The following is a 13,573-nucleotide window of genomic DNA, read 5'->3' as shown; positions in this document are numbered from 1 at the left end:
GATCTCCAAATCGACATCCCCTGTTATGCGGCAATGTTGTGTGTTAAAAATTATCAAAATTATAGTTCTTAAATATTTTGACAAATATGCTCATTAACTGATTCTGCGAGTGCAGAGGTAAAATCTAAAGCCTGTAGCAATTCCGTTAGACTTACAGTTGAGGTGATATTTCCGTGTACCATGTCATTTCTTTTTTCAATCATTGATTTAAGTCTTTTAGACGCTTCTTTAACATTGTCAGCAGATTTTCCAGATCCAAAAAAATTTTGTAGCTTTGAGTTTTTTCCCACAGAACTTGTTTTTTCATCAAAAGGCGATGGTAAATCTAAATTTCTGAATAAAACATCAATTCTATCAGGAGTGCAGTTTCCCATGAGAAGCGTAAATACTTCTTTATTTAATTTAAGTGGCATTACATCTAACAGGCAGTTGCCTAAATTTGTCGTGGTAGCCGAAAAATTATGGGCAATGCCATTTACGCTGCCTGACTTAAGATGACTTAAGACCTTCGCTGATAGGACTAAATGGGTGTCTCTAAAATTCGTTGTCAAAGATGAATATTTGGTTTTTCCAGTGCAAATGACATCAATTATTTCTTCAGTTACTGACTTTATATAAAATTCAAATATACTATAAATCTGAATGAATAAACTACGATGGAATGTGTCACTCCCAACGCTTCTTTCTTTCAGGGCGGCAGTCAGTTCGGCTTTTGAAGGGGCATCATAGATCACACCGAATATTGCCGTTGAATGCTTTAATAAGATGTTTTTATAGCTATTCCAAATCCTTATGCTCGATGTTATCTCGTTAAACTGTAAATTAGCTAAGTTCAATGAGGTTTCAACCTTGCTCATTCAAGGTTCCCTCAATGATTTCCTTTATAAAGGATATTCTATCTTTTAATGCTGCGGCGGTATTGGCTCTGCCAATAATTAATTCATAATGTTCACTTTCAACTGTAGTAACTTGCAATATGCGTTCTTTAATTATGTCTTTTTTCTGTAAGATTTCTCTATGTCTTTCTCTCAAATGATAAATTGCAATCATTTCTGCATCATAGAGAGGTCTTGAAAGCTGAGGCGGCTTGTTTTCCGTTGTATGGAAAACTTTGAATGCTGAATCACCCAACAACTCAATAGTTAAATTAAGCGTCAAGATAAAATCGGTCTTATATTTTTCAATTTCATCATCGGAAACGTGAGCATTCCTTATCATAGCTCTATCTAACATGCTTCGTACAGATCCAGAAATATGCTCTTCATTTTTAAATGCAAAAAAGCGTAAAACTATTTCTACATCAGTCATCTTTCGATAAAGAGAATTTTTTTTAAGAAGCTCAGTAGGGCTACCATCACTTAATATGTTTTCGTTATGGTTTGGTATCTCCCATGAGTTAGTAAAGGCTTCTTCTTTAGCCAGATCAATAAGCATCCGGTTAAATTTTCCTGAATATAGCGAATTCCTAAGCTCTTGAGGATTTAAACGTTCTCCTCCAGTATTCAATCGCTCGAAAACCTGCGCCCTTAAATCTAATGCATTCGCCTCAGTTTCAGATGAATCAGACATTAAAGTAATCGCTGATATTTTCGCTCTTTCTAAACCTTTTCTTATTAAAGGGGGGAGGCGAGAAAAGTTGCGACCATTTAATGATGGCCAAATCTTTAGCCCTGAAAGTTCAAACCTGCCTTGAAAAAAATCAACAACTGCGTTCAATCTCTGTTGGCCATCCATTACCTCAAACTTTCCTATATTTTCTTCGTAAAGAAAAACTGGAGGGACTGGCACATTCATAATGAAACTTTCAATTAATTTAGATTTTTTTGCGGTATCCCACCTCAGTCTTCTTTGATACTCAGGGTTTAAGTTTCCCCAACTTCTTCCTTCAATGAAATCAAGAACATGTGGTAAAAAGAAATCATTTTTATCTTGAATTACTCTAAGCCGTCCAGTTGCGAAATGTTTCTCAATTGTCCTATCTGTAGCACTTGAAGGAACTGAGCTATTTATAACATCTAATTCCTCGAAGTCGTCATCTTCATTTATTTCAATATCTTTAACCTTGTCGCTCATAATAACCTCATGTTGATTTATACTTTTACTTCTTGTGTTTTAATGATTTTTCGGGTTGATTAATATTATGATGTGAAATTGTATAAATTTCAAGGGGTACCCTGCATGAAGCGCTAAATGGAACGTATAAAATTTTCTGATATGGAAGTGAATGGTTTAAGTTGTCGATTCAAATTTCCAAATTTTAAACCGTGACTTTGTGTGAGGAGTGTCACTGAGAGACATGCCCAAAATGATTTTTAATCCCCTCCGCCGCAGATGTGGTCGTGCTACTTGAATCCACTATTTGGATAGTTAATGTGGCGATAGCCGGGCAACTTGTGCATAGACTCGCCCATGTTTCGTCCAACTCCGCTTTGCGGATCAGATAAACCTCTGAAGCCTTCTCAGGGGGAGGCATTATCAGTCAACCTTGTCCCATATATCTGGATAATAGGTTGAGATGCGACACTGAATCAGCATTCAACAATGATTCGGTGAGATTATCAAGAACCTCATCCGTCGTGTGCGCTGGTGCACTGGTGTTTGTCGCTGGGTAAATTTCCCGCGCGCCGCATCCACATAATCGCGTTCGATTCGATGGAGATGCCGCGTGCACGCTCTTTAGCCATGGTTACCGCCTTTCAGGTCGTTGTAGCGCTGAAGAAACAGAACACGGGCCTGGCGAGGATTGAACGGTGAAAGCAGGAACGGAGCAGGCTCAACACCCTCCAGAATTTGCCACGGTCGGGCATCATCTAAATCGAGGTCGCGCCGCTCGGTCGCCAGCATCACCAGATCCGCCTGCTTAACCTCAGTGCTCATTGCCAGTGGCAGACCGTATTTGGCGGCGATCACCTCTTCAACTGATTTGATGATTCGCTGGTAATCCGGCAGCAGATACTTCAGCGGGGCGCTGATGTCATTGCAGTAAGCCTCCGCCGCGTCGTGCAGCAATGCTTCCAGCGCGAATTCGGGCGGTACCAGATAGCTGACGTGTACTGAGTGCTGCGCCACGCTGTAGAAGTCCTGAACGTGGCCGGTGAAACGGCAGAGGTTCGACAGCGCGCAGGCGATGTCTTCAATGTTGATGGCATCTGGCGACATGTTGAGAAAATTGAAGTGTTTGCCAGATTGCGTGATGATCCAGGTGTCACGACTCATTGTTAATCCTTAGAAAAGAAAACCGCCTCAGGCGAGGCGGTTATGATGACCGGTTGACAAAATCCATACCTCAGAACGGGATGTCGTCGTCCCAGTCCTGTTGCTGAGTTTGAGTCTGCTGGTTGTTGCGTCCACCTGAGTTCTGAGCCAGTCGGGACTGCGTCTGTTGCTGGCTGCCCAGCATGGAACGTTGCTGATTACCGCCGATGCCACTCATGGTGCCCTGAGGCTGCTGCTGGCGTTCATCGCGGTCAGTGAGGGATGCAACCAACTTTTCAACCGCTTCGGCAGGCAGATTCTCGGCTGCCTCTTTGAATGTCTTGCGGGTGTTAGCACCGAATGCCTGGCGGATTTCAAACCGATAACCGTCCTGGCCGTTGTTTTTGGTGTAAAGCACTTTCTGAAGAACAAACCCAACCGGCTTACCTTCAAGTTCACGGCAATGAAGTTCTGTTTCGTTCTGATCATTGACGACTTCAGTTGCGTGTAGTGCTTTTACTTTCGTAAGGCCCATGATGGCGTTAATCATCGCTGTGCCGCCTTTAAGCGCCGAACCATCCCGCCCGATGTAAGACACACGAAGATAGTTGACCAGGCCTGCATCAGAATCGAGTGCAAATTCCATCGACTCAGATTGCGAATTTGGGTCCTGCGATTTGGAGAAAAGAGCAGTTTTAATTGTGCCAGCGTAAGCGCCGCCTTCAGATATACCGCCTGAGCCGGATGCTTTTGCTGCTTCGGAATCAAAAGTGAAAATTGGTTGCTGCATTATGCGGTTACTCCGTCATTAAGTTCGTAATAATCCCGGATCGCCGCATCGACGGCGTTCAGGTCGTTGTCGATCTGGAACTGTTCAAAGAGGCCAATCGGCGACTTCACCGGGTCGGTGCCGTCGGATTGTGTGGTGAAGTAGTAGCGGCCATCCGTCACACCGGTGCGCAGCGCGATACTGAACATGCCCTCTACGGTGATTTTCTCGTCCAGCATCTTGCCGATGGTCTTCATCTTGATTCGGCCGGCAGGCGTCTCTTCGGTATGCGCGAGGAAGTAAACAATCAGGTCATCTTCCGCCGCTTGGGCAGCGCGGATCACGTCCCATGCACCGCCGCCGATCTCGGTGAACTTCTCGAACGATTTTTCACTGCGACGACGCATGAACTGGTTGCCCATCACATACTGAAAATCGTCTACCACCACGAACCGCTTACCGGCGCGCCGGGCGAAATTGATGATCGTGACAATGTCGTTCGACACATCGGTGAAAAACACATTGCCGGTTTTGGCGGTAAAATCTCGCGGTTTCCAGCCACTGGATTTAAAGGGGAGCCGCTTGTTTTCAGGGTTAACAAGGAAACCGTGATCCGGGTTCAGGTGCATTAAACTGGCTGACTTGCCAGAACCTGAGTCACCCAGAATAAGTACCGGAATACCCATATCAATCACCCCGCTGTAAGAAGTGTTGCATGGTGAATTCTTGATCCTCATCGAGGTCCATGTTTGCGAGTGCCCAGCGCAGATAACCCGGATCTTTTGCAGCAATCTCTTCGAACGTTTTGCCCTTGTGTTTGCCAAAACGCATGGTGTGAAGCAGAGAAGGGCGTGAGCTGATCTCGCGCATCTGGGCAATCGTGAATCGCGCATCGCGGTTCAGACGCAGCAGCAACGCAGCTGTGACGTAGCAGTCGTACAATGCGCGGTGGGCGTGTAATCCTTCTGGCACATCTACATCGAGCATGAAGTGATAGCGCAGGTACTGGTTTGAATGGCTTTCCAGTTCAGCGTGAAGTTTGCGCGCCAGCTTCAGTGTGCAGATCCACGGTGCCGTGATTTGTGGCAGCTTGGGGCGGTCAAAAGCGGCGTTGTGCGCCACATAAACATCAGCGCCCAGGTAACGGTCAATCACATCGCCAATCGGCGGGGCGTCGGTGACCATGTCGTTGGTAATGTGATGAATCGCCATGGCACCAACGGTGATTGGCTCTGGCGGTTTAACAAAGTCGCTCATCGGGTTACAGATTTTACCTTCGACGATGTCGACGCTTGCCAGCTCACAGATACCACCCTCAAAGCTGGTGGTTTCAGTGTCGATCACGCGAATGATTGTGGACATAAAACTCTCCTGTGAATGCGTCGGCGTTCGCTTCGCGCTGCGCCAGTCTGTGGGCCAGCGTCACCAACTCAGCCGGGGTAATCTGGTTCTGCTCGCAGATAGTTAAAATCGTGTCGAGCGTCAGGTTATGCATCGCCTCTTTCAGGGCGAATTCGGTGGGAATAATGGTTACATCCATCCGGCACACATCCCCGCCACGACAAGCGCGGCTACTGCGAGAGGAATCAGCCAGGTGCGGCGGCGAGGGCGGAAATCAGCGCCAGTAAGGCGATATTTGAATTGCAGTCGTTCGACAGGGGTCATGATGCACGTCTCCGGGGTTTGCCCGGCCGCGCTGCCGGGACACGTATGGATTGCTGATAAAGCCGGGCGCATTCCCTGTCATTGCAGAAATTGCGCTGCTCGGTGCGATTCCAGAAGCGGATGACTGCCAGTTTTGTATCGCCTGGGTGCCGGAAACGCCCGCAGTAATCACACAGCTCTGATTCGGTGAATTCGGTTCCGGACTGGAGTACCGAGAATTCCATGTGTTTGCGCTGCTGGCCGGTGCCGTCGATATAGTGAACAAAGGTTTCGTCATGCCCTTTGTAGTCCTGCTCAATCGAGCAATGGTCGAAAATAACGTTCTGGTTACCGATGCGGATCGGCGTGCCGGGCGGCAGCTCAGCGAGGCGCTGTCGCGTCAGCTTGGGAATGATTTGCATGTGAGTTACCTCGGCTTGCTGGGAAAAAGTCAAAAAAATGCCCCCGAGGCGGGGGCTAACAACTACACACAGCATTTATTGGGTTGTGGCGCCAGGCGCTGGTCTTCTGGTTGTCTCGATGGACTGCAATTCACCACAACGGGGAGAGCACTGCATTTGACCACCTTGCGCCGGGTTGCCCGTAACGTCGCCTTTGCGACCTCACTACCTCACCGCCAGGGGGAGTTACACAGGTGCTGGCCAGATATTCGGCGCAGTGCTCTCTCCGTTGCGTGCCTGGATGATGCCCGGTTTATCCGCCGCCTTTCTTATCTGGAATTGAGATTGATTTTTTCATTAGTGGCCTCAAATGTAGGTAATAAAAAAGGCCGCATAAGCAGCCTTGTTATTAATGTATGATGATTTAAATTTTTACTGTTTGGGTTTAATTGATGGCTCATTAATAAAACTATTTATTGAAAATGCTTGTGAGCTATCCTTTGCTATCCTGTCTGCTTCAGCAGTGATTTTGCTTTCAAATCGTTCATTTTTATCAATTATTACATCTTCATCTTTAATCATAAGCGTATACATAGGCATATTCTCAGATATGTACTTTATGTAAGTTTTGATATTTAACTTGAAGGCTACGTTACCTACTAAATTTTCGGCTTTTATTTCCTTATCGCCAGTTAGTTTCTGGCTTTCATTAACATCTTTTGCAATCTTCACTAAGGCATCATGGAGTTCTTTCGAAAAACTGTTGGGGTCAACATCGACCAGATGTATGGCTGCCGGTGATTTGTCTGAAGTGTTAATAAGGGTGATGTCCATTCCACGACTTTCACTGTACACCTTACCTAAATTCACATGGCCGACAGTTGTGGTCAGGATGTTCTCTCTTGGCTGTACCTGTTCTTTTTGAAGAACCAAGCCTTTGTTAACCAAAGATGCGCCAAAAATTGATCCGCCCAGAACAAAAGAAGCAACTACAATAGCAATGCTATTAACTTTCATAGTCATTATTTCAAGCCTTATGCTTAGTTTAGTTTACTATGCAATTCTACAATATATTCATATGAATAATCCTTATAAAAAACGGAGATTTAGGCGCTTTTTCAGTTGTTGAACTTACTCAGGCACAACGCATATGTACCGTCTTTTCAGTAAGTGCACTTGCCGCACCCTATTTCAATTTGCAGATTTCAAGTCGCTTCTCAGTTCAATCTGAGTGGTACAGGGATTAAGCTCCACAGCGGTTTTTGCTAAAACCAACTCTGCTACTGGTAATACATTCCACGGCCCAATCCGCTAATCGATTACATAATTCATCTCCTCTGATAGCGCCCCATCATCGGGGCGTTCAACTTGCGTGACTTATCAGCTCACCGTTTTGTAGTCCTCTGTGCCTACCATACGCATATGGACTCGGCACTTACCTCGATCCGATCGGGTGCTATTTCGTTTGCCAGGAGCGCATCGGCTTGCCTGTCACGCGGGTTAAATTGTTAAAGAGCGGTCAGCTTTCTGCGGTGGGCTGCGTCGTGCTGTGGAATGAACAATAGCAATGAGTATTGATTGCATCAATACCTAAAAGTATTAATTTGTTCATTTATCGGTTAGTTGACTGATACGGAAAGGAATTTATTTTTAATGTGATAACTTGAATTGGCTTTAAATTGAGCAGGAATGAGCATGAAACCAGACAATGAAATGGTCGTGATGATAGCCAACGCGATTGTCAGGGCGGTGCTGGAGCTGAAATTCAGCGGGGAGGGTATAGCTGAATACACGCTATCTGAGAAGCTGGAAGAGATGAGGCGTAACGAGATGAATGTGATTGGGAAGGGGGTTTAAAGGGATGCGGCTGAACTGGTCAGGACGGGGCGGCCGCCCGTGGCATAAAAAAACCGGCGGGGTGGCCGGGTTGAAATAATTCCAGCGCTACCAGCGCCCCAGCTTGGCTTTAACCGAATGTGTCTTCCGGCCACTGGTTACTTCAGCTTTATGGCACTGGTAATCGCCGATGCCAGCCTTGCAGCTTCAATGCAGCCGATTTCCTTATCTTCCTGCTTCATAACTTTGGGGTTGTTGAATTTATTGCTCAACTCCACATAAGGTACAAACGCTCTCTCAAAAACAGTGGATTCTTTCTTAGAGAACCTGCGTCTGAGAGGGATTATCTTGTCGAAAGGAATGTCCATGCCAAGATAGAAATGACCTTTGCTGTGCTCCCGCGACTTCTTGAAGAAATAGTCGATAACCGGCTCAGCCAGGGCGTTCCATTCCTTGCGCTTTTCACCCTTAACCGCATAGTGATAGCTCAAATAACCACTTGCAGGTACTGCAATAGTCGCTACAATCATTGCAATAGTTGAAATGATGTCGCTGTATTTTGCAGAGGTTAACACATCCATTATGTTCACTTTTTCAGACCTTCTATCTACTGCTGCGCTAGCTATTGCCCTAACTAATGCCGCGTGGCTTGTTATGATTTACTTTGCCATGAGGCGGCATGGCTATTTCGACTAGGGGCTAACAAAACGTCTCTTCCGGCCTACCAGATGTGTATCACAAATCCCGTAAGGAGTAAGGACATCGCCAAAGTTACAGCTATCGCAGCCAACCTTTTGAGCGACTTATTAAGAATGACCATCCTTTCATTCCTCTCTCAGGTACTCTCTTGCTTTCCATCACCCACCCGGCGCATAAGCCCCGCTTGCGATGAACCACACCAGTAATGCAACTCCGGCTACGATGATAGCCACCGGGAACAGATAGCCAATCTTCATGATAAAATCCTTGTTAACAGAGCATATCTTCCGTCTCATGGGCAGAAGAAGAACAAAGCAACCTCCAGGTAAACAAATCCGACTATCGCAAAAGGAACCCAGAGAGGAGCGGGTTTAAAGTACCGTTTTGCCATGCCAATTACCCCCATTCCAGAGAATCTCATCCCTGAGCAACTTCTTCCTGCCAGCTCCCCAGCGTGGCTTTAACTGAATGCTTGTTCGGGCCACTGAGCCTTACAACTTGTTGTACTTAAGTGATTCATGGATCAGTGCTTTTCCCATTACATAAAACTGATCCTGTGACGTCTCGGTCACATACCACTTTTCGTAAGACGGGTTGTCCGAGAGTACGGCTAGTTTTTCGCCTTGCATCTGCAGGCGCTTCACATGAAAGGTCTTCCCATACACGAACGCATAAACACCATCTGTGCGGAAATCACGAACTGACACATCGAAGAACAGCCGATCGCCTGAGATAACTGTTGGTGACATGCTGTCGCCATCAACAGTCATTACTTTGATGCTTTCTGCTGACCTGTTACCGAACAGCGATCTGGCATGCTCTGTGGTGAATTCGATAGCGTGAAGAACCTCTGCCATTTCAGAAAGCATATATCTCCCTGGCCCGGCACTAACGGTCAAGTCCAGCACATCTATACGAAAGACATTTGCGTTAACAGGTTTGGATTCTTCCTTCACAGGTAGCGGATCACTGTTACGCATGGGTCCTTCACCTGATGATAACCACTCAACTCTCACACCTAATGCATTGGCTATCTCGACAATTTTTGTCGAACCACGGGCATTTCCTGAGGTTAAACGCCAAATTGTGGGCTGTGCGACACCCGAGGCCTTAGCTAAGCCCCCCTGTGACATCCCCGCCATTTGTAAGGCTTGGTTTAAGCGTTCTGCAAGAGTTTCATTTTTCATAATCAGAATTTATACGCCTAAGTATTGCCAGTCAAAACACGTATAGCTATTGATAAAACCAATACTCATTGCTATTGTTTGCATTGATCAATTCTCAAAGGTATCAGTTATGAATAAAGCTATTCAGGAAGCCATCGATCTTGTCGGCAGCCAAAAAAAGCTGGCTGAACTGTGCGGAGTGGCTCAGCCAACAGTATGGCGCTGGCTTCATGGCGGCGGAATTGATGCCAAATACGTCATCAAAATCGTCAAAGCGTCAGGTGGAAAGGTGACCGCCAAACAAATTCGCCCGGATCTCGCTTCACTTTTGGAAGCCAGCTGAATTCATACCAATCGATAAAGGAAAAATACTAATGGAATCAAACGCAACGTCACGCAACAAGGCGCGTGATATAGAAAGCGAAATTGTCAGTCGTATTGCCGCCCAGGGGGTGACGGCAGTTGCCAAAAAACTCGGCGTGGATAAATCGCAGGTCAGCCGCTGGCAAAGCCGCGGCGGAATGATTGAGAAAGCTAGCTGCTTGCTGGCCGCCCTCGATTTCCAGCAGCCATCCGGAATGGTGATCTTTAAGGGTGATGAGACAGCCGATTTGGCTCGTTGCCTGATCGGGATGCTCGAACATCTCCGGGCAGAGAACGGGGGTGCTGGTGGATGAAAGGGTTGTTAAAACCGACAAGCTATACCGGGACCGGCGCGGGATTATCGTTCGTGTCACTGGATATGACCGTCAGACCAGATGGGTCATTTTCAGGAGGCCAGCGTATCCGGACGACTGTTGCGTGCCTAAGTGGTACTTCGAGAAGTATTTCAGAGAGTTTCAGAGGGAAGGCTGAACAGCGCCAACTGTTCAGCCGGGTACAGCATTGCTTTCCACAAGCGAGGTCAATTATGCGACAGAAACGCCGTAATCTGCAACCAGAAACTACTGTACATAAAGACATGGCGCGTGATGAGTTTGCGCGCCAGATATCGCCCGGCGTCGGGCGCCATCTTCGTGATGCTCTCGAACAGGCCAAACAGCTGAAGCGCGAGAGGTCCGGGGATGAGTAACACCGCCGAAATTATCAATTTTCGCGCCCGTCAGGAGCGTGAGGAGCAGCGTGTGGCAGATACCGATGACGGGTATGCCAGGCTGGCAAATATGCTGCTGGAAGAATACGCCGGTGCTGATTTAACGAAGCGCCAGTTTAAAGTGCTGCTTGCCGTTCTGCGGCTCACCTATGGATGGAATAAAAAAATGGACCGCATCAGCGATTCGCAGATCGCCAGCATTGCCAAACTCCCCGTTAAGCGCTGCAACGAAGCCAAGCTGCAACTGGTTTCAATGAACATTCTTATCCAGCACGGTCGCCAGTTTGGACCCAACAAAAACGTCTCAGAATGGTCTATCCCTCAAAACGAGGGAGAATCCCTCAAATTGGGGGATAAAAAATCCCTCAAATTAGGGGACAGCAATCCCTCAAAACAGGGGAACACCAAAGACATTATTCCAAAGACAGTAAAAACAGATCCCCCTAACCCCCAGAAGGGGGAATTTTCGGAGGAGGTTCTCTCACAGGCAAAACAGGTCCTGGAGTATTACAACGAGGTCACAGGCACTGCCTGCCGCTCTGCCGAAGCCTTTGCCGTTTTACTCACGGAACGCTCTGCCCGTTCGGCCTACACCGTTGCTGACCTGAAGCTGGTGATCCGCTGGGTTGCCCTGACTTGGAAGCGTCGTAATGGCACCGTGGCGAAACCGGTCAGCATCTGCCGTGTGAACAGCTTTGACGGTTATCTGGCCGATGCCACCGCGTGGAATGCAAGCTACGTGGATATTGATTGCGCTGCTGTTGTTGAGGCATGGAACCAAATCACCGATGGCCGCCTGGCACCGGCTGAACTGGATCGGGACCGTGAGAATGCGATTCGCGAACTGGTAACCAAACATATGTCGAAAAAGACCGTGGATGCTTTCCGATCCTACTTTGTCGCTTTCATGGCTGATGCCCGAGATTTCCACTTTGGTGGTCCCGATGGAACCGGCTGGCGTGCCAACTTCGATTACCTGATGAAACCCGAAACGCTCCGTAAAGTCCGGGAAGGTGCACTATGAGTGATCTGCACCTCGAAGCCAGCGTGATTGGTTGCCTGCTGCGTTCCGGCCTGACGCCCGATGCTTTGGACGTTCTGAACTCGGTTGAATCCACCGCGTTCACCAACTCGTTCTACAGCCGTCTGTACATCGAGATTAAGCGCCAGGCGACGCACAAGAAAATGATTGACGCGCTGCTGGTGGCGGAGTCTATGGGCAATGAGCCGGGCATCTTTGCGGATGTGATGGAAACCGTGAAAGTGGTTCCGAGCCCGGCCAACCTGAAGGGCTACGCCAAACGCCTCAACGAGAAGGCCATGATTAGCGGATTTGCCCGGCTGATGGAAACGCATTACGACAAAATAACCGGCGCGATAAATCATGATCTGGCAGTCGAGCAGATCCAGGCATTCACGCGTGAGCTGATGACCATCAATCGCACGGATGATGAAGTGCAGCCGGTTCGTGTTAGTGACCTGCTCGATGGTTACCTGGAAAATCTGGAGAAGCGTGTCAGTGATCCGGAAGATTCTTTTACCGTCAAAACCGGCATACCCGAACTCGATGAAATTACCGGTGGGCTGAATGACACTGACCTGATCATCCTTGCGGCTCGTCCCGGTATGGGTAAAACCGAACTGGCGCTGAAGATTGCCGAATGCATTGCTCAGCGTTCTGTCACCCTCGGCACGGAGAAGGTGAAGCGGGGCGTGCTTATTTTCAGCATGGAGATGCAGGGCCAGCAGATTGTCGAGCGCCAGCTGGCAAACGCTTCAAATTTATCGGTTTCCAAACTCCGTAAAGCGCAGGAGCTGGAGGACGAGGATTGGGGCCGAATTTCTATGGGTATCGCACAACTCGCAAACCTCGATGTGTGGGTGGTCGATGCCACTAACCTAAGCATTGACCAAATCCGGGCAGTAGCCACGCGTCATAAGCAGCGTTATCCAGGCCTGTCGCTCATTTTGGCTGACTATCTCGGCCTCATCAGAAAACCCTCAGCCGAACGTAACGACCTGGCGATTGGCGAAATCACTCGCGGCCTGAAGACGATGGCAATGGGACTGCACACCCCCGTGATGTGCCTCAGCCAGCTTTCTCGCGATGTGGAAAAGCGCCCGAACAAACGTCCGGTTAATGCCGATCTGCGCGACAGCGGCAGCATTGAGCAGGATGCCGACGGTATCTGGTTTATTTATCGCGATGGTGCATACAACCCCGACAGCCCGGCGGCCAACATTGCTGAAATCATCATTGGCAAAAACCGCCACGGTGCCCAGGGCATTGTTTATCAGGAATTCCGTAACGGCCATTTCATCGACACCGACCAGGCTGTCGCGGCGCAACTCGCCCGCGAGAAACCGGCCTATGGTGGCAAGCATGACAGGAGAGACTTTTGATCCAGATTTACGACATTAAGCCTTTGGGAAAGCCACGTATGACACAGCGTGACAAATTCCAGAAACGTCCCGAGGTGCTACGTTACCGGGCGTTTTGCGATGAGGTTCGCCTGAGGGGCGTAACTCTGCATGCAGCCGGATGTCACATTACTTTTGTCCTACCGATGCCTGACAGCTGGAGCAAAAAGAAAAGGGCTGAGTTAGTTGGTCGCCCGCATCTGCAAAAGCCTGATGTGGACAACATGTTTAAAGCGCTGATGGATGCAGTGTTCAGAGACGACAGCGCGGTATGGGATGCGCGGATCACCAAGATTTGGGGGGAGAAGGGACAAATACGGATCGATAGCAATACCTGACTGATGTACCA

At 48.1% G+C, this 13,573-nt stretch carries 21 protein-coding genes; 8 read left to right on the top strand and 13 right to left on the bottom strand.

Annotated elements, in window-relative coordinates; translation table 11 throughout:
* Nucleotides 1–68 precede the first annotated feature (68 nt).
* The 9 genes from AC6I8R_RS11655 to AC6I8R_RS11615 form a co-directional block, all read right to left on the bottom strand.
* Nucleotides 69–857, bottom strand: coding sequence for an MAE_28990/MAE_18760 family HEPN-like nuclease (locus AC6I8R_RS11655; protein ID WP_497832315.1), 789 nt, complete (start codon nucleotides 855–857; stop codon nucleotides 69–71).
* Nucleotides 844–2,073 (bottom strand): GmrSD restriction endonuclease domain-containing protein, encoded by a 1,230-nt coding sequence (locus AC6I8R_RS11650; RefSeq protein ID WP_497832314.1) that lies wholly within the window; start codon nucleotides 2,071–2,073, stop codon nucleotides 844–846. The genes AC6I8R_RS11655 and AC6I8R_RS11650 overlap by 14 nt, the downstream gene beginning before the upstream one ends.
* 603 nt (nucleotides 2,074–2,676) lie before the next feature.
* Nucleotides 2,677–3,216 (bottom strand): HD family hydrolase, encoded by a 540-nt coding sequence (locus AC6I8R_RS11645; protein ID WP_497832313.1) that lies wholly within the window; start codon nucleotides 3,214–3,216, stop codon nucleotides 2,677–2,679.
* A 70-nt stretch (nucleotides 3,217–3,286) separates the two neighbouring features.
* Nucleotides 3,287–3,985, bottom strand: coding sequence for a hypothetical protein (locus AC6I8R_RS11640; RefSeq protein WP_497832312.1), 699 nt, complete (start codon nucleotides 3,983–3,985; stop codon nucleotides 3,287–3,289).
* Nucleotides 3,985–4,650 carry an ATP-binding protein gene (locus tag AC6I8R_RS11635; protein WP_497832311.1) on the bottom strand — a complete coding sequence of 222 codons (666 nt, stop codon included), beginning with the start codon at nucleotides 4,648–4,650 and terminating at the stop codon, nucleotides 3,985–3,987. Before AC6I8R_RS11635 ends, AC6I8R_RS11640 begins: the two co-directional genes overlap by 1 nt.
* 1 nt (nucleotide 4,651) lies before the next feature.
* Nucleotides 4,652–5,326 (bottom strand): exodeoxyribonuclease X, encoded by a 675-nt coding sequence (gene exoX / locus AC6I8R_RS11630; protein WP_497832310.1) that lies wholly within the window; start codon nucleotides 5,324–5,326, stop codon nucleotides 4,652–4,654.
* On the bottom strand, nucleotides 5,295–5,504 hold the full coding sequence (locus tag AC6I8R_RS11625) for a hypothetical protein (protein ID WP_497832309.1): 210 nt from the start codon (nucleotides 5,502–5,504) through the stop codon (nucleotides 5,295–5,297). Before AC6I8R_RS11625 ends, exoX begins: the two co-directional genes overlap by 32 nt.
* A complete protein-coding gene (locus tag AC6I8R_RS11620; RefSeq protein ID WP_497832308.1) occupies nucleotides 5,495–5,629 on the bottom strand; it encodes a hypothetical protein in 135 nt (44 codons plus the stop codon). Before AC6I8R_RS11620 ends, AC6I8R_RS11625 begins: the two co-directional genes overlap by 10 nt.
* Entirely contained in the window at nucleotides 5,626–6,030 is a 405-nt protein-coding gene (locus AC6I8R_RS11615) for a hypothetical protein (protein WP_497832307.1), read from the bottom strand. The genes AC6I8R_RS11620 and AC6I8R_RS11615 overlap by 4 nt, the downstream gene beginning before the upstream one ends.
* On the opposite strand from AC6I8R_RS11615, the gene AC6I8R_RS11610 reads away from it, so the two are divergent.
* Nucleotides 6,031–6,429: a hypothetical protein gene (locus tag AC6I8R_RS11610; protein ID WP_497832306.1), complete on the top strand. Its 399-nt coding sequence runs from the start codon at nucleotides 6,031–6,033 to the stop codon at nucleotides 6,427–6,429. It abuts the gene before it with no gap.
* A 12-nt stretch (nucleotides 6,430–6,441) separates the two neighbouring features.
* Here the strand turns inward: AC6I8R_RS11610 and AC6I8R_RS11605 are convergent, their stop codons facing one another.
* On the bottom strand, nucleotides 6,442–7,032 hold the full coding sequence (locus AC6I8R_RS11605; protein WP_497832305.1) for a hypothetical protein: 591 nt from the start codon (nucleotides 7,030–7,032) through the stop codon (nucleotides 6,442–6,444).
* A 672-nt stretch (nucleotides 7,033–7,704) separates the two neighbouring features.
* Between AC6I8R_RS11605 and AC6I8R_RS11600 the strand changes: the two genes are divergently transcribed.
* Nucleotides 7,705–7,866, top strand: a complete 162-nt coding sequence (locus AC6I8R_RS11600) for a hypothetical protein (RefSeq protein WP_497832304.1) — start codon at nucleotides 7,705–7,707, stop codon at nucleotides 7,864–7,866.
* 137 nt (nucleotides 7,867–8,003) lie between these two features.
* Here AC6I8R_RS11600 and AC6I8R_RS11595 read toward each other — a convergent pair whose 3' ends face one another.
* The 3 genes from AC6I8R_RS11595 to AC6I8R_RS11585 form a co-directional block, all read right to left on the bottom strand.
* The gene (locus AC6I8R_RS11595) at nucleotides 8,004–8,426 is read right to left on the bottom strand and encodes a hypothetical protein (protein ID WP_497832303.1); all 423 of its coding nucleotides are present in this window, start codon (nucleotides 8,424–8,426) and stop codon (nucleotides 8,004–8,006) included.
* 276 nt (nucleotides 8,427–8,702) lie between these two features.
* Nucleotides 8,703–8,801, bottom strand: a complete 99-nt coding sequence (locus tag AC6I8R_RS11590) for a YoaK family small membrane protein (RefSeq protein WP_310616665.1) — start codon at nucleotides 8,799–8,801, stop codon at nucleotides 8,703–8,705.
* A 234-nt stretch (nucleotides 8,802–9,035) separates the two neighbouring features.
* Complete coding sequence (locus tag AC6I8R_RS11585) at nucleotides 9,036–9,731, bottom strand: XRE family transcriptional regulator (protein WP_497832302.1); 696 nt, start codon at nucleotides 9,729–9,731, stop codon at nucleotides 9,036–9,038.
* 109 nt (nucleotides 9,732–9,840) lie between these two features.
* Between AC6I8R_RS11585 and AC6I8R_RS11580 the strand changes: the two genes are divergently transcribed.
* The 6 genes from AC6I8R_RS11580 (at nucleotide 9,841) to AC6I8R_RS11555 (ending at nucleotide 13,562) form a co-directional block, all read left to right on the top strand.
* On the top strand, nucleotides 9,841–10,053 hold the full coding sequence (locus AC6I8R_RS11580) for a transcriptional regulator (protein ID WP_497832301.1): 213 nt from the start codon (nucleotides 9,841–9,843) through the stop codon (nucleotides 10,051–10,053).
* Nucleotides 10,054–10,084: 31 nt separating this feature from the next.
* Nucleotides 10,085–10,387 (top strand): CII family transcriptional regulator, encoded by a 303-nt coding sequence (locus AC6I8R_RS11575; protein ID WP_497832300.1) that lies wholly within the window; start codon nucleotides 10,085–10,087, stop codon nucleotides 10,385–10,387.
* Nucleotides 10,374–10,565 carry a DUF4222 domain-containing protein gene (locus AC6I8R_RS11570; RefSeq protein ID WP_497832299.1) on the top strand — a complete coding sequence of 64 codons (192 nt, stop codon included), beginning with the start codon at nucleotides 10,374–10,376 and terminating at the stop codon, nucleotides 10,563–10,565. Before AC6I8R_RS11575 ends, AC6I8R_RS11570 begins: the two co-directional genes overlap by 14 nt.
* 209 nt (nucleotides 10,566–10,774) lie before the next feature.
* Nucleotides 10,775–11,827 (top strand): replication protein, encoded by a 1,053-nt coding sequence (locus tag AC6I8R_RS11565; RefSeq protein ID WP_497832298.1) that lies wholly within the window; start codon nucleotides 10,775–10,777, stop codon nucleotides 11,825–11,827.
* Nucleotides 11,824–13,206, top strand: a complete 1,383-nt coding sequence (locus AC6I8R_RS11560; protein ID WP_497832297.1) for a replicative DNA helicase — start codon at nucleotides 11,824–11,826, stop codon at nucleotides 13,204–13,206. Before AC6I8R_RS11565 ends, AC6I8R_RS11560 begins: the two co-directional genes overlap by 4 nt.
* On the top strand, nucleotides 13,206–13,562 hold the full coding sequence (locus AC6I8R_RS11555) for a RusA family crossover junction endodeoxyribonuclease (RefSeq protein WP_497832756.1): 357 nt from the start codon (nucleotides 13,206–13,208) through the stop codon (nucleotides 13,560–13,562). Before AC6I8R_RS11560 ends, AC6I8R_RS11555 begins: the two co-directional genes overlap by 1 nt.
* Nucleotides 13,563–13,573 lie beyond the last annotated feature (11 nt).

This window comes from Pantoea sp. X-Soil-OKNW-713 (assembly GCF_059730685.1).
The sequence above is the reverse complement of the archived record's forward strand: the minus strand, read 5'-3'. Positions and strand labels throughout refer to the sequence as shown.

Excerpts from the sequence above, each read along its gene's own strand:
- AC6I8R_RS11655 (WP_497832315.1), bottom strand. The coding sequence starts at position 857 with ATGAGCAAGGTTGAAACCTCATTGAACTTAGCTAATTTACAGTTTAAC.
- AC6I8R_RS11650 (WP_497832314.1), bottom strand. The coding sequence starts at position 2,073 with ATGAGCGACAAGGTTAAAGATATTGAAATAAATGAAGATGACGACTTC.
- AC6I8R_RS11645 (WP_497832313.1), bottom strand. The coding sequence starts at position 3,216 with ATGAGTCGTGACACCTGGATCATCACGCAATCTGGCAAACACTTCAAT.
- AC6I8R_RS11640 (WP_497832312.1), bottom strand. The coding sequence starts at position 3,985 with ATGCAGCAACCAATTTTCACTTTTGATTCCGAAGCAGCAAAAGCATCC.
- AC6I8R_RS11635 (WP_497832311.1), bottom strand. The coding sequence starts at position 4,650 with ATGGGTATTCCGGTACTTATTCTGGGTGACTCAGGTTCTGGCAAGTCA.
- exoX (WP_497832310.1), bottom strand. The coding sequence starts at position 5,326 with ATGTCCACAATCATTCGCGTGATCGACACTGAAACCACCAGCTTTGAG.
- AC6I8R_RS11625 (WP_497832309.1), bottom strand. The coding sequence starts at position 5,504 with ATGGATGTAACCATTATTCCCACCGAATTCGCCCTGAAAGAGGCGATG.
- AC6I8R_RS11620 (WP_497832308.1), bottom strand. The coding sequence starts at position 5,629 with ATGACCCCTGTCGAACGACTGCAATTCAAATATCGCCTTACTGGCGCT.
- AC6I8R_RS11615 (WP_497832307.1), bottom strand. The coding sequence starts at position 6,030 with ATGCAAATCATTCCCAAGCTGACGCGACAGCGCCTCGCTGAGCTGCCG.
- AC6I8R_RS11605 (WP_497832305.1), bottom strand. The coding sequence starts at position 7,032 with ATGACTATGAAAGTTAATAGCATTGCTATTGTAGTTGCTTCTTTTGTT.
- AC6I8R_RS11600 (WP_497832304.1), top strand. The coding sequence starts at position 7,705 with ATGAAACCAGACAATGAAATGGTCGTGATGATAGCCAACGCGATTGTC.
- AC6I8R_RS11595 (WP_497832303.1), bottom strand. The coding sequence starts at position 8,426 with ATGGATGTGTTAACCTCTGCAAAATACAGCGACATCATTTCAACTATT.
- AC6I8R_RS11590 (WP_310616665.1), bottom strand. The coding sequence starts at position 8,801 with ATGAAGATTGGCTATCTGTTCCCGGTGGCTATCATCGTAGCCGGAGTT.
- AC6I8R_RS11585 (WP_497832302.1), bottom strand. The coding sequence starts at position 9,731 with ATGAAAAATGAAACTCTTGCAGAACGCTTAAACCAAGCCTTACAAATG.
- AC6I8R_RS11580 (WP_497832301.1), top strand. The coding sequence starts at position 9,841 with ATGAATAAAGCTATTCAGGAAGCCATCGATCTTGTCGGCAGCCAAAAA.
- AC6I8R_RS11575 (WP_497832300.1), top strand. The coding sequence starts at position 10,085 with ATGGAATCAAACGCAACGTCACGCAACAAGGCGCGTGATATAGAAAGC.
- AC6I8R_RS11565 (WP_497832298.1), top strand. The coding sequence starts at position 10,775 with ATGAGTAACACCGCCGAAATTATCAATTTTCGCGCCCGTCAGGAGCGT.
- AC6I8R_RS11560 (WP_497832297.1), top strand. The coding sequence starts at position 11,824 with ATGAGTGATCTGCACCTCGAAGCCAGCGTGATTGGTTGCCTGCTGCGT.